Below are 20,935 nucleotides of genomic sequence, written 5' to 3' on the forward strand. Positions count from 1 at the left end.
CGGCGATGCTGACCAAGCGCAGGAGCGGCATTGCGGGCCGCGGCAGCCACCAGGCCCTCGCCGCGGGCCTGACCGCCCACACCCTCGATCGCCGCGGCTTCCTGCGGAAATCGGGGCTCGCCGCCGGCGGCCTCGCGGCCCTCGGCACGGTGCGGCTCGGCGCGGTGCGCCCGGCCCAGGCCGCCGGCTCCTCGGCCGAACCGGCTCAGGCCGTGATCCGCAAGAACGTCTGCACCCATTGCTCGGTCGGCTGCACCGTCACGGCGGAAGTCGTCAACGGCGTCTGGGTCGGCCAGGAGCCGTCCTGGTCGAGCCCGATCAACCGGGGCGCGCATTGCGCCAAGGGCGCGGCGATCCGCGAGCTGGTCCACAGCGACCGCCGCCTGCGCTACCCGATGAAGATCGTGAACGGCGAGTGGCAGCGGGTCTCCTGGGACCAGGCGATCACCGAGATCACCGACAAGCTCAAGGCGATCCGCGCCAAGAACGGCGCCGATTCGGTCTACTGGCTCGGCTCGGCCAAGTTCACCAACGAGGCGTCCTACCTCTTCCGCAAGTTCGCGGCCTATTGGGGCACCAACAACGTCGATCACCAGGCCCGCATCTGCCACTCGACCACGGTGGCGGGTGTGGCCAACACCTGGGGCTACGGCGCCCAGACGAATTCCTACAACGACATCCGCAACGCCAAGACGATGATCATCCTCGGCGGCAACCCCGCCGAGGCGCACCCGATCTCCATGCAGCACGTGCTGTCGGGCAAGGAGATCAACCGCGCCAACATGATCGTCATCGATCCGCGCTTCACCCGGACCGCCGCGCACGCGACCGAGTACGTCCGCATCCGCTCAGGCACCGACATCCCGGTGATCTGGGGCATCCTCTGGCACATCTTCCAGAACGGCTGGGAGGACAAGGCCTTCATCGAGCAGCGCGTCTACGCGATGGACGACGTCCGCAAGGAGGTCGCCAAGTGGACGCCCGACGAGGTCGAGCGGGTGTCGGGCGTGCCGGGCGAGCAGCTGAAGCGCGTCGCCGAGCTCTTCGCCAAGGAGAAGCCCGCGACCCTGATCTGGTGCATGGGCGCGACCCAGCACACGGTCGGCACCGCCAACGTGCGGGCGCTCTGCATCCTGTGCCTGGCCACCGGCAACGTCGGCAAGCCGGGGACGGGCGCCAACATCTTCCGCGGCCACACCAACGTCCAGGGCGCGACCGATCTCGGCCTCGATGTCACGACGCTGCCGCTCTATTACGGCCTCGTCGAGGGCGGCTGGAAGCACTGGGCCCGGGTCTGGGAGGTCGAGTACGACTGGCTGCAGTCGCGCTTCGACGAGGTTCCCGCCAGCGCCGGCCGCAAGGCCCGCTCGCGCAAGGAGAACATGGAGACCCCCGGTCTCACCTCGACCCGGTGGTTCGATGCCGTCAGCCTGCCGGCCGAGCAGGTCGACCAGCGCACGCCCCTGAAGGCCATGATGGTGTTCGGCCACGGCGGCAACACCGTGACCCGGATGCCCGAGGCGGTGAAGGGCATGGCGGAGCTGGAACTGCTGGTCGTCGCCGACCCGCACCCGACTACCTTCGCGGCCATGGATGCCCGCAAGGACAACACCTACCTCCTGCCGATCTGCACCTCGCTGGAGATGGACGGATCGCGCACGGCCTCGAACCGCTCGATCCAGTGGGGCGAGCAGATCGTGAAGCCGGCCTTCGAGTCGAAGAACGACTACGAGGTCATCTACCGGATGGCGAGCAAGCTCGGCTTCGCCGACAGCCTGTTCAAGAACATCAAAGTCGTCGACGGCATCCCGGATGCCGAGGACCTGCTGCGGGAGATCAACCGCGGCGGCTGGTCGACGGGCTATTGCGGCCAGAGCCCCGAGCGCCTCAAGGCGCACATGAAGAACCAGCACAAGTTCGACCTCGTCACGTTGCGCGCGCCGAAGGACGATCCGGAGGTCGGCGGCGACTATTACGGCCTGCCCTGGCCGTGCTGGGGCAAGCCGGAGATCAAGCATCCCGGCACCCACATTCTCTACAACACGTCGCTGCACGTGAAGGAGGGCGGCGGCACCTTCCGGGCCCGGTTCGGCACCGAGCGCAACGGCCAGACGCTGCTGGCGGAAGACTCCTTCTCCAAGGGGTCCGACCTGACCGACGGCTACCCCGAATTCACCTTCGGGGTATTCCGCAAGCTCGGCTGGGACAAGGACCTGACCGAGACGGAACTCGCGACGATCAAGCGGATCGGCGGCAACAACCCGGATGCGGTGAGCTGGGCCACCGACCTGTCGGGCGGCATCCAGCGGGTCTGCCTCGACCACGGCGTGATCCCGTTCGGCAACGGCAAGGCCCGGGCCAATGCCTGGAACCTGCCCGACCCGGTGCCGGTCCACCGCGAGCCGGTCTACTCGCCCCGTCCCGACCTCGTCGCCAAGTACCCGACCCGGCCGGACGAGCGGCAGTTCCGCATGCCCAATGTCGGCTTCTCGGTGCAGAAGGCGGCGGTCGATCGCGGCATCGCCAAGCAGTTCCCGATCATCCTGTCCTCCGGCCGCCTCGTCGAATACGAGGGCGGCGGCGAGGAGACCCGCTCGAACCCCTGGCTCGCCGAGCTGCAGCAGGACATGTTCGTCGAGGTCAACACGGCGGACGCCGCCGAGCGCGGCATCAAGGACGGCCAGTTCGTCTGGGTGTACGGCCCCGAGAACTCGTCCAAGGCCAAGGTGAAGGCGCTGGTGACGGATCGCGTCGCCAAGGGCGTCGCCTGGATGCCGTTCCACTTCTCGGGCTGGTTCCAGGGCAAGGACATGCGCGACTTCTACCCGAAGGGCGCCGACCCGGTGGTGCTCGGCGAGAGCGTCAACACCGTCACCACCTACGGCTTCGATCCCGTCACGGGCATGCAGGAGACCAAGGTGACCCTCTGTCAGATCAGTGCGGCGTAAGGGAGGGGATCCTCATGGCCAGATTGAAGTTCCTCTGCGACGCCGACCGCTGCATCGAGTGCAACGCCTGCGTCACCGCCTGCAAGAACGAGCACGAGGTGCCGTGGGGCATCAACCGTCGCCGGGTCGTCACCCTCAACGACGGCAAGCCCGGCGAGCGCTCGGTCTCGATGGCCTGCATGCACTGCACCGACGCGCCCTGCGCGGCGGTGTGCCCGGTGAACTGCTTCTACACCACGGCGGATGCCGTGGTGCTGCATTCCAAGGACCTGTGCATCGGCTGCGGCTACTGCTTCTACGCCTGCCCGTTCGGGGCGCCGCAATATCCCCGCGTCGGGAATTTCGGCTCCCGCGGCAAGATGGACAAGTGCACCTACTGCTCGGGCGGTCCCGAGGTCGACCTCTCGGTCGCCGAATACGAGAAGTACGGCTCGAACCGTCTCGCCGAGGGCAAGCTGCCGCTCTGCGCCGAGATGTGCTCGACGAAGTCGCTGCTCGCCGGCGACGGCGAGATGATCGCCCAGATCTACAAGGAGCGGGTGATCAAGCGCGGCTACGGCTCGGGCGCGTGGGGCTGGAAGACGGCCTACCGCGAGACGATCGCGATCTGAGGTGAACCGATGCGCAGGCTGACCTCCCTCGTCCTCGTGGCCGCGACCCTGGCGCTGGCGGCCCCCGCCGCCGCCCAGGTGCGTGCGCCCGACGGTGCCCCCAACCCCACCGCCTCCTCGGTCAACGAGGAGATGCTGTTCAAGCAGGATCCGAAGATCCACGGCCGGATCTCGATCCCGAACCAGACGGCCGCCAACCTGATCCAGCCGCAAGGCCGGGAATGGCGGGCGTTCCGCGAATCCTGGATGCCGTGGATCGGCGCCCTCGCGGTGCTCGGCATGATCGCCGCCCTCGGGCTGTTCTACTTCACCCGCGGGCGCATCCGGCTCGAGCACAGTGAGGAGTCGGGCAAGAAGATCCTGCGCTTCAACAGCTTCGAGCGCTTCTCGCACTGGATGACGGCGAGCTGCTTCATCGTGCTGTCGCTGTCGGGCCTCAACTATATCTTCGGCAAGCGGCTGCTGATGCCGCTGATCGGCCCGGAGGCGTTCGCGACGCTGGCCCAGTACGGCAAGTACGCGCACATCTATCTCGCCTGGCCGTTCATGCTCGGCGTGCTGTTCATGCTGGTGCTCTGGGTGCGGGACAACATCCCGGGCAAGATCGACTGGATCTGGCTGAAGCAGGGCGGCGGCCTCCTGGGTGATGCGCATCCGAGCGCCGGGCGCTTCAATGCCGGCCAGAAGATGGTGTTCTGGATGGTGGTCGGCTTCGGCCTCGCCATGGGTGCCACCGGCATCATGATGATCTTCCCGTTCGCGGCCACCGACATCAACGGGATGCAGATCATGCAGGTGATCCACTCGCTGATCGGCGTGGTGTTCATCGCCGGCATCCTGGCCCACATCTATATCGGGTCGCTCGGCATGGAGGGCGCCTACGACGCCATGGGCAGCGGCGAGGTCGATCTGGCCTGGGCCAAGGTGCACCACGACCTCTGGGTGAAAGAGCAGCAGGCCAAGACCGCGAGCGGGCCGCAGCTCGGCCGCTCCCAGGTCCCGGCCGAGTGAACGGGCGGAGACAGCAGCGATGAAAGCCTTCCTGGTCGCCGTCGCGGCGGCCCTGGTGCTCGCCACCGCGGCGAGCTTCCTCCTCGGCGAGAACCAGCGCTTCGCCTACCAGGCCTTCGCCACCTCGGGCGCGCGGGTCTCGGATCCGGGCACCAACCTCGTCGGCCCGCGCTGGACCGGCGACATCAAGGAGCCGGCTTCGGCCAGCCACAAGATGGAGGCGGGCTCGTGAGCCGGACCAGCATCATTCTCGCCGCCGCCGGCCTCGCCGCGACCATCGGCGCCGCCCAGGCCGGGGGTCCGCCGGCCAACCTGTGCCAGGAACTCGTCGCCTTCGTGCACCCGAAGGCGCCGGACGCTCCCGCGGCGAGCGCGCCGCAACCCGCGGCGGCCGCCGTCCAGGCGCCCGACCGGGGCGCGGCGCAGCAACCGAGCAACGGCGCCGGGGAGGTGCAGCAGAAATCGGGCCTGAGCGGACCCGTCGCCCAGACCGGGCCCGGGGCCTCGGGCCCGCAAGGCCAGGCGCAGGCGCAGAGCCAAGCCGCTCCCGCCCCGGCGGCGACTCCGGCCCAGAAGGGCCCGAGCCCGGAGCAGGTCGCGCAGGTGGACGCGGCCGCCGCGAGCGGCGACATCCAGGCCTGCCGCGCGGCGGCACGCGCCATGCGGGTGGCCGGCGTGGTGATGCCCGCGCCGCTGCTCTCGCTCTCGGCCCTCGATCCGAAGTTCTTCGCGGCGCAGTGATCGCCCGTCAGGCTTGCGACTCGCGCATCGCCGCCGCGATCTCGGCTGCGGTGAAGCGCGGGGTGATGTGCTGCGGGCAGTTCCAGTCGAAGCCCGCGACCCGCAGCACCGCGACCCGCTCGATCCGAGCCCGGTAGGGCGCGACGCTCACCGCCTCGACGAGGTCCGGCCGCTCCCGCGCCTCGTGGAAGGCGAGGTGGCCGACGAGCTTCAGCCGGCGGCGCGCGGCGTGATCGAGAACGAACAGCGCCACCCGGTCGTCGCCCGCGACGTTGCCGAGGGTGAGGTACTGCCGGTTGCCCGAAAACTCCGCCCAGGCGATCGTGTCCGCGTCGAGGACCCGGACGAACCCCACCGGCCCGCCGCGATGCTGGATGTAGGGCCAGCCGTCGGACGAGACGCTGGAGAGAAGGAAGCTGTCCCGGGCCGCCAGGAATTCGGCCTCGTTCGGCCCGAGATGGGCGTCGAGGGCGGGGCCGGAAATCTCGTGTCCGGCGAACGGCGAGCCGAGGCGGCTCTGCGCCGCCCGCACCGCCGGGGTGAACAGGATCTCGAAGAACCGCCGCATGACCGGCCTCCCATGACACGAGCGGCCGGATCGGGTCCTGACCGGCGCCGGGCCTTGAGGTAGTCTCCCGCGTGATCCGGCAGAATGACCGTGATCCGGTAGTCAGTCTTCCGACAAGTGGAACGATCATGGACCGGCTCGACGCGATGCGGGTCTTCGTGGCGGCCCTCGATGCCGGCAGCCTCGCCGGCGCGGGGCGGCGGCTCGGCCATTCTCCGGCCGCGGTGAGCCGGGCCGTCGCCTTTCTGGAAGGCCATGTCGGGGTGCCGCTTCTGCACCGCACCACCCGGTCGCTGCGGCTGAGCGAGGCCGGCGAGCGCTACGCCGCCGCCTGCCGCCGGGTGCTCGCCGATCTCGAGGAGGCCGACCTGCTGGCGGCCGGCGAGCGGGCCGCCCCCCGCGGCCTGATCACCGTGACGGCGCCCCTCGTCGCCGGGACTCGGGTGCTGCGACCGATCCTCGACGCCTTTCTGGATGCCGAGCCGGCGGTACGCGCCCGGCTTCTGCTCCTCGACCGGCCGATGAGCCTCGTGGAGAAGGGGGTCGACGTGGCCCTCCGCATCGCCCACTTGCCGGATTCGAGCCTGGTCGCGCTCAAGGTCGGCGCCGTGCGGCGGGTCGTCTGCGCCGCCCCGGCCTACCTGGCACACCGGCCGGCCGTCACGGAGCCGGCGGACCTCGCGGGCCACGCGGTGATCGCCACGACGAGCGTCGGACAGGACGCGCCGCCGGATTCCTGGGCCTTCCACGGCCCGGATGGAACGCCGCGGGTCGTGCGCGTCGCCCCGCGCCTCGTCGTCAACGGCATCGAGGCTGCCCTCGATTCGGCGCTGGCCGGGCACGGCCTCCTGCGCTGCTTCTCCTACCAGGTCGCCGAGGCGGTGCGGGACGGGCGACTGAGCGTCCTGCTCCCGCACGCCGAGCCGGCGCCCCTGCCGGTCCACCTCGTCACCCCGGAGGGACGGCTGGCGGTGCCGAAGGTGCGGGCCTTCGTGGATTTCGCCCTGCCGCGCTTGCGGGAAGCGTTCGAGCGACTGGCGCTCGGGGGATGACGGTCAGTCTCGCCCGGCGAGCCACGCCTTCGCCCGCACCAGATCGGCCTGCGACAGGCCGTGGCCGGCGGGCAGCACCTCGTGGGTGACGGCCGCACCCGCATCCCGCAGCATCGCGGCGAGGCCCGCCGCGTTGTCAGCCGGCACGATCGGGTCCATCCGGCCCGACAGGATCAGCACCGGCTCACCCTGGAGGCGCGAGGCTGGCGACGTCGAGAGCGGCACCATCGCCCGCAGCAGCACGGCGCCCGACAGCACCCCGGGATGCAGGAGCATCAGGGCGGCGGCGATGTTGGCGCCGTTGGAGAATCCGACCGCAATGGGCGCCGCGAGGCCGTACTCGGCCCGCGCCGCCGTGACGAAGCCAGCGAGGTCGCCGGCCCGGCGCACCACGTCGGCCTCGTCGAACACGCCTTCCGCGAGGCGGCGGAAGAAGCGCGGCGCGCCGCCCTCCAGCACCTGGCCGCGGGGCGAGAGCAGGGCGGCGGCGGGCGACAGCGCCCGGCCGAGGGGCAGGAGGTCGTCCTCGTCGCCGCCGGTGCCGTGCAGGAGCAGGAGCGGCGGGAGCGCCGGGTCGGCGGCGGGCTCGAAGCGGTGCTGGAACGACAGGGCGGCCATCGGGATCCTCCGGATACGGCGCTCAGGCACCGAAGAGCTTCGCGACCCGCTGGGTCTCGCGGGCAAGCAGCGCGGCGTCGCCCGCCACCGCCACGAAGCCGAATCCGGCCTCGAAATCGGCCTTCGCGCCGGCCTCGTCGAAGTTGAGGAGGCCCGCCGCCTTGCCGGCCCCGCGGATCCGCGGCAGCGCCGCGGCGATCGCCGCGCGCACCGGCGCCGCGCCGGGCTGGCCGAGATGGCCCATGCTGGCGGCGAGGTCGTTGGGGCCGATGAACACGCCGTCGACGCCCTCGACCGCCGCGATCTCGCCCGCCGCCTCCAGCGCCTGCGCGGTCTCGACCTGCACCACGACGCAGACCTCTTCGACCGAGCGGGCGTGGTAGTCCGGCCGCAACCCGTAGCCGGTCGCGCGCGAGGCGCCGGCGAAGCCCCGGATGCCGTGCGGCGGGTAGCGCGTCGCCGCGACGGCCCGGCGCGCCTCCTCGGCATTCTGCACGAAGGGGAACATCAGCGAGCGGGCGCCCTGGTCGAGCAAACGCTTGACCATCACGGGCTCGTTCCAGGGCACCCGCACCACCGGCTCGGCGGTGCCGCCCTCGGCGGCGCGCAGGTGGTCGACGACCTGGATCAGGTCGTTGGGCGAGTGCTCCATGTCGATCAGCATCCAGGCGAAGCCGGCCCCGGCGGCGAGTTCGGTGATGCCGGCCGAGCCGGTGGTCATCCACAGGCCGGCGAGCCGGCGGCCCTCGGCGAGTCCGCGCTTGAACGGGTTGTCGAAGGATTTCATGGCGTGTCCTCCCGGCTCGTGTTGTCGTTCTCGTTGGAATGTCGGTCGTCGTCCGTCCCGAGTCGCCCCCCGGACGGAGGTCGCGAACGGGACGGACGACATCATCGGCCCGGGGTCACCCGGCCTTTGCCAGGTGCTTGAACATGTGCCCGCGCGCCTCGGCGTCGAACTCCGCCTTGAAGGTGAACCGGTCCTTGAGGGCGACGGCCCGGGCGGCGGCCGGGCGGGCCGCGATCGCGTCGACGTGGCGCTTCACGTTGGGGAGATCGGCATAGGCGTCCTCGCCCATCACGAAGGGCAGCATCCGGGCCCAGCCCCAGACCGCCATGTCGACGATGCCGTAAGCCTCGCCCACCATCCATCCGTGCTCGGCGAGGTGCCGGTCGAGGACGGTGTAGTGGCGCTTCGCCTCGTACTGGTAACGGTCGTTGGCGTAGGGCACCTTTTCGGGCGCGAAATTGCGGAAATGCACCGCCTGGCCGGAGAACGGACCGATGCCGGTCGCGACGAACATCAGCCAGGACAAGAGCGCGGCCCGCTCCGAGGCCGGGGCCAGGAAACGGCCGGTCTTCTCGGCGAGGTAGAGCAGGATCGCGTTCGAATCGAACACCACCTGGCCGTCGTCGACCAGCACCGGCACCTTGCCGTTCGGATTGAGCTTCAGGAAATCGGGGGCGAACTGCTCGCCCTTGCGGGTGTCCACGGCAATCGCCTCGTAGGGAAGCCCCGCCTCCTCCAGGAAGAGCGCGACCTTGGTCGGGTTGGGCGAACCGTTGAAGTAGAAGGTGATCATCCGAGACTCCATCGCGCGCGGTCGACGGCTCTCACACTCCCCAATTGCCGGCGGGGATCAACTGCTGCGCATCGAAACGCAGCGTTGCCGTGCCGGGCCTGGACTCCCGGCGCCGATCCGCCATGGTGCGGGATCGTTTCAGCGGGAAGCCTCGGCCCTGGTCCTCACCCCCGACGAGTGGAGCGCGCTCCGGCTCAGCCTGCTGGTGGCGAGCGTGGCGACGCTGGCGAGCCTGCTGCCGGGCCTCGCGGTCGCCTACCTGCTCGCCCGGCGCGAGTTCCGCGGCCGGGCGCTCCTCGACGGGCTGGTGCACCTGCCGCTGATCCTGCCGCCGGTGGTGACCGGCTACCTGCTGCTCCTCGCCTTCGGCCGGCGGGGCTGGTTCGGCCCCGCGCTGGCGGAACTCGGCATCGTGTTCTCGTTCCGCTGGACCGGGGCGGCGCTCGCCTGCGCGGTGATGGGGTTTCCCCTGATGGTGCGGGCGATGCGGCTCTCCTTCGAGGCGGTGGACACGAAGCTCGAACAGGCCGCCGGGACCCTCGGCGCCGCGCCGGTCGCGGTCTTCCTCGTCGTGACGCTGCCGCTCGCCCTGCCGGGCATCCTCGCCGGGGCGGTGCTGGCCTTCGCCAAGGCGATGGGGGAGTTCGGGGCCACCATCACCTTCGTGTCGAACATCCCGGGCGAGACCCAGACACTGCCGGCGGCGATCTATACCCTGACCCAGGTGCCCGGCGGCGAGGCGGGGGCGTTGCGCCTCACCCTGGTCTCGGTCGCCCTGTCGATGGCGGCGCTGATCGCCTCCGAGTGGCTCGCGCGGCGGGCGAAGGCCCGGCTCGGGGCATGACCGGGATTTCGGCATGATCGAGGTCTCGGTCCGGCACAGGCGCGGCGCCTTCGCGCTCGACGCGGACTTCGCGGCGGCGGGCCGGATCACCGCCCTGTTCGGTCGCTCGGGCTCGGGCAAGTCGACCCTCGTCGACGTGATCGCCGGGCTGGTGCGGCCGGATCACGGGCGGGTGGTGGTGGACGGCGTCACCCTCCTCGACACCGAAGCCCGGGTTCGGGTGCCGGTCCACCGGCGCCGGATCGGCTACGTCTTCCAGGAGGCGCGGCTGATGCCGCATCTCAGCGTGCGCCAGAACCTGCTGTTCGGGCGCTTTTTCGCCCGCCACCGCTCCGGCGGCCCGAGCCTCGACGCGGTCGCCGATCTCCTCGGCATCGCGCCCCTCCTGGAGCGGCGCCCGGCCGGGCTGTCGGGCGGCGAGCGCCAGCGGGTGGCGATCGGCCGGGCGCTGCTCGCCCGCCCGCGGCTCCTCCTGATGGACGAGCCGCTCTCGGCCCTCGACGCGGCGCGCAAGGCCGAGATCCTGCCCTATGTCGCGCGGCTGCGCGACGAGGCCCGGGTTCCGATCGTCTATGTCAGCCACGCGGTGGCGGAGGTGGCGCGCCTCGCCGACACGGTGGTGGTGCTGGATTGCGGGCGGGTGGCGGCCTGCGGCCCGGCGGCCGAGGTCCTGCGGCGCGATGCGCTGTTTCCCGGTCGCGAAACCGGGGAGACCGGCGCCCTGCTGCCTTTGCGCGTCGCCGCCCACGACGACGCCTTCGGGCTCACCCATCTCGACGGCGCAGCCGGCCGGCTGACGGTGCCGCGCCTGTCCCTGCCGCCGGGATCGAGCCTCCGGGTCCGGGTGCGGGCCCGCGACGTGCTGGTGGCGCGGGAGGCGCCGCGTGGGTTGAGCGCCCGCAACGTCCTGCCCGGGACGGTCGTCGCGGTCACGCCGGGGGAGGTGGCCCATGCCCGGGTCGAGATCGCCTGCGGCGAGGCGGTGCTGGTCGCCCAGGTCACGCGGCTCGCCGCCCACGAGCTTTCTCTCGCACCGGGGCTGCCGGTGGTGGCGATCGTGAAGAGCGTCGCCTTCGACGAGGAGACGATGGGCGTCGTGGAGATCTGACGGAAACGGCCCGGGACGCGGATCGCGCCCCGGGCCGTCGATGCCCTGATGGGGGTGATCGATCGTCAGTGACCGTGAGCCGGCTCCCGGGCCGGCTCGGTCGCGTGAACCGCTCCCGGCGCCGCGTCGAGGTTCCGGTCCAGGTTCTCCTCACGCACGCGCTTCCTCTGGAAGAACCGCATCGCGACGACGAAGAAGACCGGGACCAGGATCACCGCCAGCACGGTGGCGGAGATCATCCCGCCCATCACGCCGGTGCCGATCGCCTGCTGGCTCTTCGAGGCCGCGCCGCTCGCGATGGCGAGCGGCACGACGCCGAAGATGAAGGCGAGCGAGGTCATGACGATCGGCCGGAAGCGCAGGCGCGAGGCCTCGACCGTGGCCGGCACCAGCTTGGTGCCGGGCTTCCAGAGTTCGCGCGCGAACTCGATGATCAGGATCGCGTTCTTGGCCGACAGGCCGATGATCGTGATGAGGCCGATCTTGAAGTACACGTCGTTCGGCATGTCCCGGATCAGCACGCCGGCGACCGAGCCGATCACGCCGAGCGGGATGACCAGCATCACCGCGAGCGGGATCGACCAGCTCTCGTAGAGCGCGGCGAGACACAGGAACACGATCAGCACCGACAGCGCCAGCAGCAGGGTCGCCTGCGATCCGGCCTGCTTCTCCTGCAGCGACTGGCCGGTCCAGGCATAGCCGAAGCCCTTCGGCAGTTGCGTCATCAGCCGCTCCATCTCGGCGATGGCCTCGCCGGAGGTGAAGCCCGCCGCCGGCTCGCCGGTGAAGCGGACCGACTGGTAGCCGTTGAAGCCGATGATCTGGGCCGGGCCGACGCTCCACTTCAAATGAGCGAAGGACGACATCGGCACCATCGTGCCCTGCTGGTTCTTGACGCCGTAATTCAGCAGGTCGGTGGCGTTGAGGCGCTGGTTGTCGTCGGCCTGGACGATCACCCGCTGCATCTTGCCCCGGTTGGGGAAGTCGTTGGTGTAGACCGAGCCGAGATTGACCTGGATCGTGTCGTTGATGTCGGAGAAGTTGACGCCGAGCGCCGCCGCCTTCTCGCGGTCGATCACCAGCTCCGCCTGCGGCGCGGGCGGCAGGCCCTCGACATAGACGTTCTTGAGGATCGGGCTCTTGCGGGCCAGCGCCAGCAGCTGCTCCTGGGCCGCCATCAGGGCCGCGTAGCCCTTCTGGGCCCGGTCCTGGAGGCGGAAGCTGAAGCCCGAGGCATTGCCGAGGTTGTCGATCGGCGGCGGCTCGAGCGCCTGGATCACCGCGTCGCGGTAACTCGCCATCGCCTTGTTGGTGCCGGCGACGAGCGCCGCCGCCGACTGGTCCTTGCCGCGCTCCGACCAGGGCTTCAGCGTCACGAAGGCCTGCGAGGTCATCTGGCCCTGGCCCGAGAACGAGAAGCCGTTGACGATCGTCACGGTCGCCACGCCCGGCTGGGCCAAGAGGTGCTCCTCGGTCTTCTTCACCGCGGCCAGCGTGCGGTTGAACGAGGAGCCCGGCGGGGTCTGGATGTCGACGGTGAAGAAGCCCTGGTCCTCGACCGGCAGGAAGCCCTCGGGCAAGCGCACGAAGGCGTAGGCCACGCCCGCGACCAGGATCAGGTAGACCACCATCATTCGGCCGGACTTCTTCACCGCCCAGGCGACGCCGCGGCCGTAGCGCGCGGTCTCGCGGTCGACGATGCGGTTGAACCAGCCGAAGAAGCCCTTCTTGGCGTGGTGATGGCCGGGCTCGACGGGCTTCAGGAGCGTGGCGCAGAGCGCAGGCGTCAGCGACAGCGCCAGGAAGGCCGAGAAGGCGATCGAGGTCACCATCGCGATCGAGAACTGGCGGTAGATGATGCCGACCGAGCCGGGGAAGAACGCCATCGGGATGAACACCGCGACGAGCACCAGCGTGATGCCGATGATCGCGCCGGTGATCTGGGTCATCGCCTTGCGGGTCGCCTCCTTGGGAGACAGCCCCTCCTCGGACATGATCCGCTCGACGTTCTCGACGACCACGATCGCGTCGTCGACCAGGATGCCGATCGCCAGCACCATGCCGAACATGGTGAGCACGTTGATCGAGAACCCGGCGAGCAGCATGATCGTGCAGGTGCCGAGCAGCGCGATCGGCACCACGATCGTCGGGATCAGGGTGTAGCGGATGTTCTGGAGAAAGAGGAACATCACGATGAACACCAGCACCACCGCCTCGACGAGGGTGTGGAGCACCTTCTCGATCGAGGCCTCCACGGCCGGCGTGATGTCGTAGGGAATGTCCCACTTCACCGTATCGGGGAAGAACTGGGACAATTCCACCATCTTGGCACGGATGGCCTTGGCGGTGTCGAGCGCGTTGCCGTCCGGCGCCAGCGTCACCGAGATGCCGGCTGCCGGCCCGCCGTTGAGGCGGGTGGTGAACTTGTAATCCTCGCCGCCGAGCTCGATCCGGGCGACGTCGCGCAGGCGCACGGTCGAACCGTCGGGATTGGCGCGCAAGACCACCGCGCCGAACTCCTCGGGCGCCCGCATCTGGCCCTTGACGGTGATCGGGTAGTTGACCGCGTTGGTCTCCGGGCTCGGCTGGGCGCCGACGGCGCCGGACGCGATCTGGACGTTCTGGCGGGTGATCGCCTGGGTCACGTCGGCGGCGTTGAGCGACAGGCCGCGCAGCTTGTCGGGGTCGATCCAGACGCGCAGGCTGCGCTCGGTCGAGTACAGGGTGGCGCGCCCGACGCCGGGGATGCGCCGGATCTCGTTGATGACGTTGCGGATCAGGAAGTCGCCGAGGGCGACCTCGTCCATCGACCCGTCCTTGGAGACCAGGGTGATGATGTTGAGGGTCGCGGCCGAGGCCTCCTCGACCAGGATGCCTTGCTGGCGCACTTCCGCCGGAAGGCGCGCCTCGACGCGCTTGAGGCGGTTCTGCACCTCGACGCCGGCATAGCCCGGATCGGTGCCCGGCTCGAAGTTGGCCGTGATCTCGACGACGCCGAACGAATCGCTCGCCGATTCGAAGCTCTGGATGTTGGCCGCCCCGTTCAGCTCATCCTCGATGAGGCGCGTGGTGCCGGTATAGAGATCCTCCACCGAGGCGCCCGGGAAGGCGGTGGAGAGGGCGATCGAGGGCGGCGCGATGATCGGGTACTGCGCCACCGGCAGCATCGGGATCGTGAGCACGCCACCCAGACAGATGAACAGCGCGACGACCCAGGCGAAGATCGGCCGGTCGATGAAGAAGCTCGCCAAGGGGGTGTCCTCCTCAGCGCTGTTCGGTCGAGGCGGGGGCGGGGTGCGAGCCCGCCGACGCCACCGTGGTGGTCTCGAACGGCACCGCCGCGACCTGGGTGCCGGCGACGATCTTCTGGAAGCCCTCGGCTACGACCCGGTCGCCCTCCTTGAGCCCGTCGCGGATCACCCATTGGCCCTCGACCACCGGGCCGACCTCCACCGGCTGGAGCATCACCTTCTGGTCCGGCCCGACGAGCCAGACCTGGGCGCGGCCGTCATTGGAGCGGTGCACCGCCTGCTGCGGCACCGCGATGGCGTCGGAATCGATGCCCTGCTTGATCCGGGCGCGGACATACATGCCGGGGAAGAGCTCGCCGTGGGGGTTCGGCACCACGGCGCGGAGCGTCACCTGGCCGGTGCTCGGATCGGCGGTCACGTCGGAGAAGAGCAGCCGGCCGGGCTCGGGATAGAGCGAGCCGTCATCCATGATGACCCGCACGCTCGCGACGTCGGCGGCGAGGCGGTCGAGCTCGCCGCTGGCGAGATCCCGGCGCAGCTTGTTCAATTCGCCGACCGACTGGGTGATGTCGACGTAGATCGGGTCGAGCTGCTGGATCGTCGCCAGGTTGCTGGCGCCGCCCTGCTCGACCAGCGCCCCTTCCGTGACCAGCGCCCGGCCGATGCGGCCGGAGATCGGCGCCCGCACGTCCGTGTAGCCGAGGTTGAGCTGGGCCCGGTCGCGGGCCGCCTTGGCGCCGGCCACCTCGGCCTCGGCCTGCTTCTGGGCCGCGAAGGCGGCATCGTACTGGGCCTGGCTCGCGGTCTGGCGCGACAGCAGGGTCTCCAGGCGCTCGGCCTGCTGGCGGGTCAGCACCAGGGCGGCTTCGGCCTTGGCCAAGGCCGCCTCGGCGCTGGCGAGATCGGCCCGGAACGGCATCGGGTCGATCTTGTAGAGGATGTCGCCCTCCTTGACCTGGCTGCCCTGCTCGAAGGTGCGCTTGGTGACGAGGCCGGCGACCCGGGCCCGCACCTCGGCGATGCGGGTCGGCGCGGCGCGGCCCGGCAGGTCGCGCTCGTAGGGGATCGGCTGATGCTTGACCGTCACGATCGAGACTTCCGGCGGCGCGGCCGGGGCCGTGGGCGCGGCGGCCTGCTGGGCCGGCTTGCAGGCGGCGAGCCCGAGGAGGAGGGCGGTCGCTCCGAGGAGGAGGCGGCGGCGTTGGGTCACGGGTCGGTCTTTCCTGCGCGGTTGTCGGAGGCGGCCGGGGCGCGTCGCGCCGCCGGGCGTCCGGGCAAAGGTCGGGGGGCTCGCGGTGACGCGAGCCTCGGATGCGCGCACCGGCGCGGCTGCCGGGAGCAGCGGCGGGCCTTCAGGCTCGCAAGGTGACGAGGCGGAGATGTGACGGTGCGCCGTCTTCCGTTAAGGAAGCGACACGACGGCCGTCAGGCGCCGGCCTTCGGCGGGCGTTCGGGCAGGGCGGCGCGAGCCTGCACCAGGGCACCGAGGCGGCGCGGGGGTAGAAGCGTGGCGGCTCCCGCCGCGGGTGTCTCGGCCGGGCAGGCGAGGTTCGTGCTCGCCGCGCCACCGTCATCCGGGCGGGGGTTGTCGACGCCGCCGGCCGTGAGGGTGCAGGCCGGGCTCTTCACCCAATGCGCATGGAGCGCCGCCATCGGCGAGGCGCCGTGGGCGGCGCGCAGGACGGGCTCGGGACGGCCGGCCGCGGCATCCGCCGCCGACATCGCCAGGAAGGCGAAGCCGAGGCCGAGAAGGGCGGTCGCGCAGAGACGCGCGAGAGATGTCCAGAGACGACCAGTCACAGAGCGAGACAGTGGGGGTTCCGCTCGCACTGCACAAGCGGCCGCGACATTCTGTCAAGCCGGTGCGACCGGCCGCCGGATTCTCCGCGGGGCTTGATCGAACCCGCAGGCCGCCGTACCGCTTTTTCGAAATCAAGACCGGGAGAGAAGGCCATGAGCGCGCCGCGGGACGTCTACATCTGCGATTACGTGCGGACCCCGATCGGCCGCTACGGCGGCGCGCTGGCGCGTGTGCGGGCGGACGATCTCGCGGCCGTGCCGCTCGCCGAACTCGCGCGGCGCAACCCGGCCCTCAAGGAGGCGGTCGAGGAGGTGTTTCTCGGCTGCGCCAACCAGGCCGGCGAGGACAACCGCAACGTCGCCCGCATGGCGTTGCTGCTGGCCGACTATCCCGAGCGGGTGCCGGGCCTGACCCTCAACCGGCTCTGCGCCTCGGGCCTCGACGCGGTGGGCGCCGCGGCCCGCGCGATCCGGGCCGGCGACATCGACCTCGCGGTGGCGGGCGGCGTCGAATCGATGACCCGGGCGCCCTTCGTGATGGGCAAGGCCGAGGGCGCGTTCCAGCGCCAGGCCGAGATCCACGACACCACGATCGGCTGGCGCTTCGTCAACCCGGTTCTGAAGCACCAGTACGGCGTCGATTCGATGCCGGAGACCGCCGAGAACGTCGCCGAGGATTATCAGATCGGCCGCGCCGACCAGGACGCCTTCGCGCTGCGCTCGCAACAGCGGGCGACCCGGGCGCAAGCCGACGGCACCTTCGCCCGCGAGATCGTCGCGGTCGAGATCTCGGACCGCAAGGGCGGCCACACGAAGGTCGATCGCGACGAGCATCCCCGGGCCGACACCACCGCAGAGGGTCTGGCGAAGCTGAAGCCCTTCGTGAAGAAGGACGGCACGGTGACCGCCGGCAACGCGTCCGGCGTCAACGACGGCGCCGCCGCCCTGGTGCTCGCCACCCGCGAGGCCGCCGAGCGCCACGGCCTCACCCCGATCGCCCGGGTGCTCGGCCTCGCCTCGGCGGGCGTGCCGCCCCGGGTGATGGGCATCGGCCCGATTCCGGCAGTGGAAAAGCTCTGCGCGCGGCTCGGGCTCAAGCCGTCCGACTTCGACGCGGTGGAGCTCAACGAGGCCTTCGCCTCGCAGGCGCTCGCTTGCCTGCGCGGCCTCGGCCTGCCCGACGATGCCGACCACGTGAACCCGAACGGCGGCGCCATCGCGCTCGGCCATCCCCTCGGCATGTCGGGGGCGCGGATCGCCGGCAGCGTCGCGCTCCAGCTCGCCCGGACGGGTGGCCAGCTCGGGCTCGCAACGATGTGCGTCGGCGTCGGCCAGGGCGTCGCGCTCGCGGTCGAGCGGGTCGCCTGAAGCCGTCCCGATCCGCGGCGGGGCGCCGCAGGAGCCCCGCCGCCCTTCGGGGAAGGCCGAACACGACGCGGGAAACCCATCGCTCCTCCCGCACTGCACCATGGCGGGGCCGGACGGCTTGAGATAAGCATGAGCGTTCTCGCACGTCCCAAGGAACCGCCCGGACGCGGCCCTCCGCCATCCGCGGGGCGCATCGCCGGAGCGCCAACGATCGCATGAGCCGTCACATCTCCCATCCCGGTCCCGACCTCCTGCCGCCCGGACGAAGCCTCCGCTTCGCCCGCCGGACCCGGTGAGGCCCGCGATGCCCAGCAGAACCGGATCACGCCCCGGCGCCGACGCGGCCGCAGGCGCCCCCGAGACCGACGAGCCCGAGGCCGGCGACGCCGAAGCCGAGTTCCTGACGGTCCTCGGCCAGCGCGTGCGCACCATGCGGGCCGTCCGGGCGATGTCGCGCAAGGTGCTGTCGCAGACCTCCGGCCTGTCCGAGCGCTACATCGCGCAGCTCGAGGGCGGGCAGGGCAACGTCTCGATCATCCTCCTGCGCCGCGTCGCCATCGCCATGGGCGTGCGGCTCGAGGACCTGATCGCCGCGGTCGAGAGCCCGCCCGACTGGCCGGTGGTGCGCGACCTCCTGGCCAAGGCCGGGGCGGAGCAGATCGCCGAGGCCAAGCGCGTCCTGTCGGGCGCGGCGGCACCCGGGGAGGGGCCGACGCAGCGCGTCGCCCTCGTCGGCCTGCGCGGCGCCGGCAAGTCGACCCTCGGGCGCATCCTCGCCGAGCGGATGGGCTGGACCTTCGTCGAGCTCAACCGGGAGATCGAACGCGAGAACGGCCTGTCGGTGGCGGAGATCTTCGCGATCTACGGCCAGGAGACCTATCGCCGGCTGGAGCAGGGCGCCCTGCGCCAGCTCGCCGAACGGCCGGGCCCGATGGTGCTGGCGACCGGCGGCGGCATCGTCGCCGAGCCCGTCACCTACGACCTCCTCCTGTCGTCGTTCTTCACCGTCTGGCTCAAGGCACGGCCGGAGGAGCATATCCACCGGGTGCGCGAGCAGGCGGCCAAGGGCCTCGCCCAGGCCCGGCTCCCCGACAGCGACAACGCGCTGCGGGAGATCCGGGCGGTGCTGATGAGCCGCGAGCCGCTCTATGCCCGCGCCCGGGCGGTGATCGACACCGCCGACCACAACGTGGCCGAGACCGCCGCCGAGCTGACCGGCCTGGTCGAGGGCTATCTCGGCGGGGGCGCGCGGCGCGGGAGCTGAGGCGCCCGCGCCACGGCCTGGCCGGACGGCCCAGAAAAATCGCCGTCCGGTCCGGTCCCCGCACGCATTCTGGCCGCAAATGAGTCGGCAGGGTCGCCGTCGCGCACGGACGATCGTGCCCGAGGGATGATGCCCGAGGAATCATGGCGGGGTCGAGGAGCACGATGGAGAGTTCGAACCGGGCCGAGAGCTACGACGCGCCGGACGCGGCGACGGGGCAGGTGGTCGAGGCGGCGCATTTCTCCGCCATCCGCAGCGTCCGCACCGAGGCCGAGGCGCTGCTGACGCTGGCCCGCGCCCTCGACCACGAGCTGAAGGCCGGTTTCGGCGCCGCCGTCGCGGCAATCCACGACATCCCGGGCCGGGTCATCGTGTCGGGCATCGGCAAGAGCGGCCATATCGGACGCAAGATCGCCTCGACGCTCGCCTCCACCGGCACCCCGGCCTCCTTCATCCACCCGAGCGAGGCCAGCCACGGCGACCTCGGCATGATCACCCAGCAGGACATCGTGATCGCGCTGTCCTGGTCGGGCGAGACGACCGAGCTCGGCGACCTCATCAGCTTCTCCAAGCGCTTCGCCGTGACGCTGATCGGCATGACGTCGAATCCGGCGAGCACGCTCGGCCAGGCCGCCGACATCCTGCTGCCGCTGCCGCTCGTCAAGGAAGCCTGCCCGCACAACCTCGCGCCGACCTCCTCGAGCGTGATCCAGCTGGCGCTCGGCGACGCGCTGGCGGTGGCGCTGCTGGAGCGGCGGGGCTTCTCGGCCAGCGACTTCAAGGTGTTCCACCCGGGCGGCAAGCTCGCGGCTCGGCTCAAGACCGTGGCGCAGCTGATGCATGCCGGCGAGGAGATGCCGCTGGTCACCCGGGGCGTCCGGGTCTCCGAGGCGCTGATCGCCGTGATGGGCAAGCGCTTCGGCTGCGCCGGCATCGTGGACGAGGGCGGCCAGCTCGTCGGCATGTTCACGGATGGCGACATGCGCCGCCACATGAGCCGGGGCGTCGGCCACAGCGACATCCTCGACCGACGCGTCGAGGAGATCATGACGCCGACCCCGATCACGACCACCCCCGGCACCTTCGCCAGCGCCGCCCTGGAACTGATGAACCGGACCCAGATCACCGCGCTGTTCGCGGTGGAGCGCGGGCGCCCGGTCGGCATCCTGCACATCCACGACATTCTTCGGGCCGGGGTGGTCTGAGACCGGCTCGCCTGCCACACACCCGGACGACGCGCCGGGTCATCCGGGCCTCACAGAAGCCGGGCTCGGCACACGACACAGCAGGTGCGCAGTGCGGGAGCGACGGCCAAGAGCTTGAACCCTCCCCCCACTGCGGGGGAGGGTGGCCTGCGGAGCAGGCCGGGAGAGGGGAACCACGCTTCCGGATGAGGCGGAACCGTTCTGACGGGCGCCATACTTGGCACCGTCGCGCTGCCCCCCTCCCGACCCCTGCTGACGCAGGGGCCACCCTCCCCCGCAAAGCGGGGAGGGTTTTCGCGCACGGTCGTCGCTCCCCTCAATACGGCACCCCACCCCGCCGCTTCTCCCGCAGCGCCTCCGCGTACCACGTCAATTCGTCGAGGAACCGGCCGGTCGGGCGCTCCAGCCAGGGCTGGAGCGCTTGCCCCTCCTCGTCGAGCGCCTTGTGCACCTCGGGGATCGGCAGCAGGGACGGGATGCTCGGGGTGCCGAGCTCGCCCAGCATGGCGCGCAGCTGCATCGCCGCCCGCACGCCGCCGTAGCGGCCGGCCGAGTAGCAGACGATGGCCGAGGGCTTCCAGAAATACTCTTCCAGGAAATGGTCGAGGGTGTTGGACAAAGCCGGCGGGATGCTGTGATTGTACTCCGCCGACACGACCACGAACCCGTCCGCGCGGCGATAGAGGGCGGCCAGCCGCTCCAGCGGCTCGGGCGCCTCGCCCTTCGGGTATTCCTTGTACATCCGTTCGAGGAGCGGCAGGCCGAGCTCGGCCGGGTCGACCAGCGGCGCCTCGTGGCCGCGGGATTCGAGGGCCCGGACGAGGTAGCGGGCGGCGCGCAGACCGTTGCGCCCCTGGCGCACCGAGCCGAGGATGACCGGGACGACGAGGGTCGGATTCGGGTGGGCCGGATTCGGGTGGGTCATGGCGGGACTCCGGGACAGCGGATGCTTCCCGGAGTCTAACA

The 20,935-nt window shown here is 70.9% G+C and carries 19 protein-coding genes; 11 read left to right on the forward strand and 8 right to left on the reverse strand.

Annotation, left to right across the window (positions count from 1 at the left end; all coding sequences use genetic code 11):
- Window positions 1-5 precede the first annotated feature (5 nt).
- The 5 genes from miv_RS21190 to miv_RS21210 are packed head-to-tail and all read left to right on the forward strand — an operon-like array spanning window position 6 to window position 5,311.
- Window positions 6-2,948 carry a formate dehydrogenase subunit alpha gene (locus tag miv_RS21190; RefSeq protein ID WP_207178692.1) on the forward strand — a complete coding sequence of 981 codons (2,943 nt, stop codon included), beginning with the start codon at window positions 6-8 and terminating at the stop codon, window positions 2,946-2,948.
- A gap of 14 nt (window positions 2,949-2,962) precedes the next feature.
- Window positions 2,963-3,559: a formate dehydrogenase FDH3 subunit beta gene (gene fdh3B / locus miv_RS21195; protein WP_207178694.1), complete on the forward strand. Its 597-nt coding sequence runs from the start codon at window positions 2,963-2,965 to the stop codon at window positions 3,557-3,559.
- 9 nt (window positions 3,560-3,568) lie between these two features.
- The gene (locus miv_RS21200) at window positions 3,569-4,570 is read left to right on the forward strand and encodes a formate dehydrogenase subunit gamma (RefSeq protein ID WP_207178695.1); all 1,002 of its coding nucleotides are present in this window, start codon (window positions 3,569-3,571) and stop codon (window positions 4,568-4,570) included.
- A gap of 19 nt (window positions 4,571-4,589) precedes the next feature.
- A complete protein-coding gene (locus tag miv_RS21205; protein ID WP_048425639.1) occupies window positions 4,590-4,802 on the forward strand; it encodes a hypothetical protein in 213 nt (70 codons plus the stop codon).
- The gene (locus miv_RS21210) at window positions 4,799-5,311 is read left to right on the forward strand and encodes a hypothetical protein (RefSeq protein ID WP_207178697.1); all 513 of its coding nucleotides are present in this window, start codon (window positions 4,799-4,801) and stop codon (window positions 5,309-5,311) included. The genes miv_RS21205 and miv_RS21210 overlap by 4 nt, the downstream gene beginning before the upstream one ends.
- Before the next feature lie 7 nt (window positions 5,312-5,318).
- Here the strand turns inward: miv_RS21210 and miv_RS21215 are convergent, their stop codons facing one another.
- On the reverse strand, window positions 5,319-5,879 hold the full coding sequence (locus miv_RS21215) for a pyridoxamine 5'-phosphate oxidase family protein (protein WP_207178698.1): 561 nt from the start codon (window positions 5,877-5,879) through the stop codon (window positions 5,319-5,321).
- Window positions 5,880-6,007: 128 nt separating this feature from the next.
- Between miv_RS21215 and miv_RS21220 the strand changes: the two genes are divergently transcribed.
- Window positions 6,008-6,931, forward strand: coding sequence for a LysR family transcriptional regulator (locus tag miv_RS21220; protein ID WP_207178700.1), 924 nt, complete (start codon window positions 6,008-6,010; stop codon window positions 6,929-6,931).
- 3 nt (window positions 6,932-6,934) lie between these two features.
- Here the strand turns inward: miv_RS21220 and miv_RS21225 are convergent, their stop codons facing one another.
- From miv_RS21225 to miv_RS21235, 3 genes are all read right to left on the reverse strand, one after another.
- Window positions 6,935-7,549 (reverse strand): alpha/beta hydrolase, encoded by a 615-nt coding sequence (locus miv_RS21225; protein WP_207178701.1) that lies wholly within the window; start codon window positions 7,547-7,549, stop codon window positions 6,935-6,937.
- A 22-nt stretch (window positions 7,550-7,571) separates the two neighbouring features.
- Complete coding sequence (locus miv_RS21230) at window positions 7,572-8,336, reverse strand: HpcH/HpaI aldolase family protein (RefSeq protein WP_207178702.1); 765 nt, start codon at window positions 8,334-8,336, stop codon at window positions 7,572-7,574.
- 115 nt (window positions 8,337-8,451) lie between these two features.
- Window positions 8,452-9,129, reverse strand: a complete 678-nt coding sequence (locus miv_RS21235; RefSeq protein ID WP_207178703.1) for a glutathione S-transferase family protein — start codon at window positions 9,127-9,129, stop codon at window positions 8,452-8,454.
- Window positions 9,130-9,286: 157 nt separating this feature from the next.
- On the opposite strand from miv_RS21235, the gene modB reads away from it, so the two are divergent.
- Together modB and modC are read left to right on the forward strand one after the other, a co-directional pair.
- Window positions 9,287-9,973, forward strand: coding sequence for a molybdate ABC transporter permease subunit (gene modB / locus miv_RS21240; protein ID WP_207183586.1), 687 nt, complete (start codon window positions 9,287-9,289; stop codon window positions 9,971-9,973).
- Window positions 9,974-9,986: 13 nt separating this feature from the next.
- Window positions 9,987-11,081 (forward strand): molybdenum ABC transporter ATP-binding protein, encoded by a 1,095-nt coding sequence (gene modC / locus miv_RS21245; RefSeq protein WP_207178704.1) that lies wholly within the window; start codon window positions 9,987-9,989, stop codon window positions 11,079-11,081.
- Between the two features lie 65 nt (window positions 11,082-11,146).
- On the opposite strand, the gene miv_RS21250 is transcribed toward modC, so the two are convergent.
- From miv_RS21250 to miv_RS21260, 3 genes are all read right to left on the reverse strand, one after another.
- On the reverse strand, window positions 11,147-14,332 hold the full coding sequence (locus tag miv_RS21250) for an efflux RND transporter permease subunit (protein WP_244748637.1): 3,186 nt from the start codon (window positions 14,330-14,332) through the stop codon (window positions 11,147-11,149).
- 13 nt (window positions 14,333-14,345) lie between these two features.
- A complete protein-coding gene (locus tag miv_RS21255) occupies window positions 14,346-15,542 on the reverse strand; it encodes an efflux RND transporter periplasmic adaptor subunit (RefSeq protein WP_048425648.1) in 1,197 nt (398 codons plus the stop codon).
- A gap of 215 nt (window positions 15,543-15,757) precedes the next feature.
- Window positions 15,758-16,132, reverse strand: coding sequence for a hypothetical protein (locus miv_RS21260; protein ID WP_048425649.1), 375 nt, complete (start codon window positions 16,130-16,132; stop codon window positions 15,758-15,760).
- Between the two features lie 153 nt (window positions 16,133-16,285).
- Here miv_RS21260 and pcaF point away from each other — a divergent pair, with 153 nt between their 5' ends.
- The 3 genes from pcaF to miv_RS21275 all read left to right on the forward strand — a co-directional run bounded on the left by pcaF (window position 16,286) and on the right by miv_RS21275 (window position 19,969).
- Window positions 16,286-17,500: a 3-oxoadipyl-CoA thiolase gene (pcaF, locus tag miv_RS21265; protein WP_207178706.1), complete on the forward strand. Its 1,215-nt coding sequence runs from the start codon at window positions 16,286-16,288 to the stop codon at window positions 17,498-17,500.
- 304 nt (window positions 17,501-17,804) lie between these two features.
- Window positions 17,805-18,764, forward strand: coding sequence for a helix-turn-helix transcriptional regulator (locus tag miv_RS21270; RefSeq protein ID WP_082171956.1), 960 nt, complete (start codon window positions 17,805-17,807; stop codon window positions 18,762-18,764).
- A 164-nt stretch (window positions 18,765-18,928) separates the two neighbouring features.
- Entirely contained in the window at window positions 18,929-19,969 is a 1,041-nt protein-coding gene (locus miv_RS21275; RefSeq protein WP_207178707.1) for a KpsF/GutQ family sugar-phosphate isomerase, read from the forward strand.
- 316 nt (window positions 19,970-20,285) lie between these two features.
- Here miv_RS21275 and miv_RS21280 read toward each other — a convergent pair whose 3' ends face one another.
- The gene (locus miv_RS21280; RefSeq protein WP_207178709.1) at window positions 20,286-20,894 is read right to left on the reverse strand and encodes an NADPH-dependent FMN reductase; all 609 of its coding nucleotides are present in this window, start codon (window positions 20,892-20,894) and stop codon (window positions 20,286-20,288) included.
- Between the last annotated feature and the right edge of the window lie 41 nt (window positions 20,895-20,935).

The sequence above is a fragment of the Methylobacterium indicum genome (assembly GCF_017347565.1).
Classification (GTDB): domain Bacteria; phylum Pseudomonadota; class Alphaproteobacteria; order Rhizobiales; family Beijerinckiaceae; genus Methylobacterium; species Methylobacterium indicum.

Coding starts and splice junctions, on each gene's coding strand:
- miv_RS21190 (WP_207178692.1), top strand. CDS start 6: ATGCTGACCAAGCGCAGGAGCGGCATTGCGGGCCGCGGCAGCCACCAG.
- fdh3B (WP_207178694.1), top strand. CDS start 2,963: ATGGCCAGATTGAAGTTCCTCTGCGACGCCGACCGCTGCATCGAGTGC.
- miv_RS21200 (WP_207178695.1), top strand. CDS start 3,569: ATGCGCAGGCTGACCTCCCTCGTCCTCGTGGCCGCGACCCTGGCGCTG.
- miv_RS21205 (WP_048425639.1), top strand. CDS start 4,590: ATGAAAGCCTTCCTGGTCGCCGTCGCGGCGGCCCTGGTGCTCGCCACC.
- miv_RS21215 (WP_207178698.1), bottom strand. CDS start 5,879: ATGCGGCGGTTCTTCGAGATCCTGTTCACCCCGGCGGTGCGGGCGGCG.
- miv_RS21220 (WP_207178700.1), top strand. CDS start 6,008: ATGGACCGGCTCGACGCGATGCGGGTCTTCGTGGCGGCCCTCGATGCC.
- miv_RS21225 (WP_207178701.1), bottom strand. CDS start 7,549: ATGGCCGCCCTGTCGTTCCAGCACCGCTTCGAGCCCGCCGCCGACCCG.
- miv_RS21230 (WP_207178702.1), bottom strand. CDS start 8,336: ATGAAATCCTTCGACAACCCGTTCAAGCGCGGACTCGCCGAGGGCCGC.
- miv_RS21235 (WP_207178703.1), bottom strand. CDS start 9,129: ATGATCACCTTCTACTTCAACGGTTCGCCCAACCCGACCAAGGTCGCG.
- modC (WP_207178704.1), top strand. CDS start 9,987: ATGATCGAGGTCTCGGTCCGGCACAGGCGCGGCGCCTTCGCGCTCGAC.
- pcaF (WP_207178706.1), top strand. CDS start 16,286: ATGAGCGCGCCGCGGGACGTCTACATCTGCGATTACGTGCGGACCCCG.
- miv_RS21270 (WP_082171956.1), top strand. CDS start 17,805: ATGCCCAGCAGAACCGGATCACGCCCCGGCGCCGACGCGGCCGCAGGC.
- miv_RS21275 (WP_207178707.1), top strand. CDS start 18,929: ATGGAGAGTTCGAACCGGGCCGAGAGCTACGACGCGCCGGACGCGGCG.
- miv_RS21280 (WP_207178709.1), bottom strand. CDS start 20,894: ATGACCCACCCGAATCCGGCCCACCCGAATCCGACCCTCGTCGTCCCG.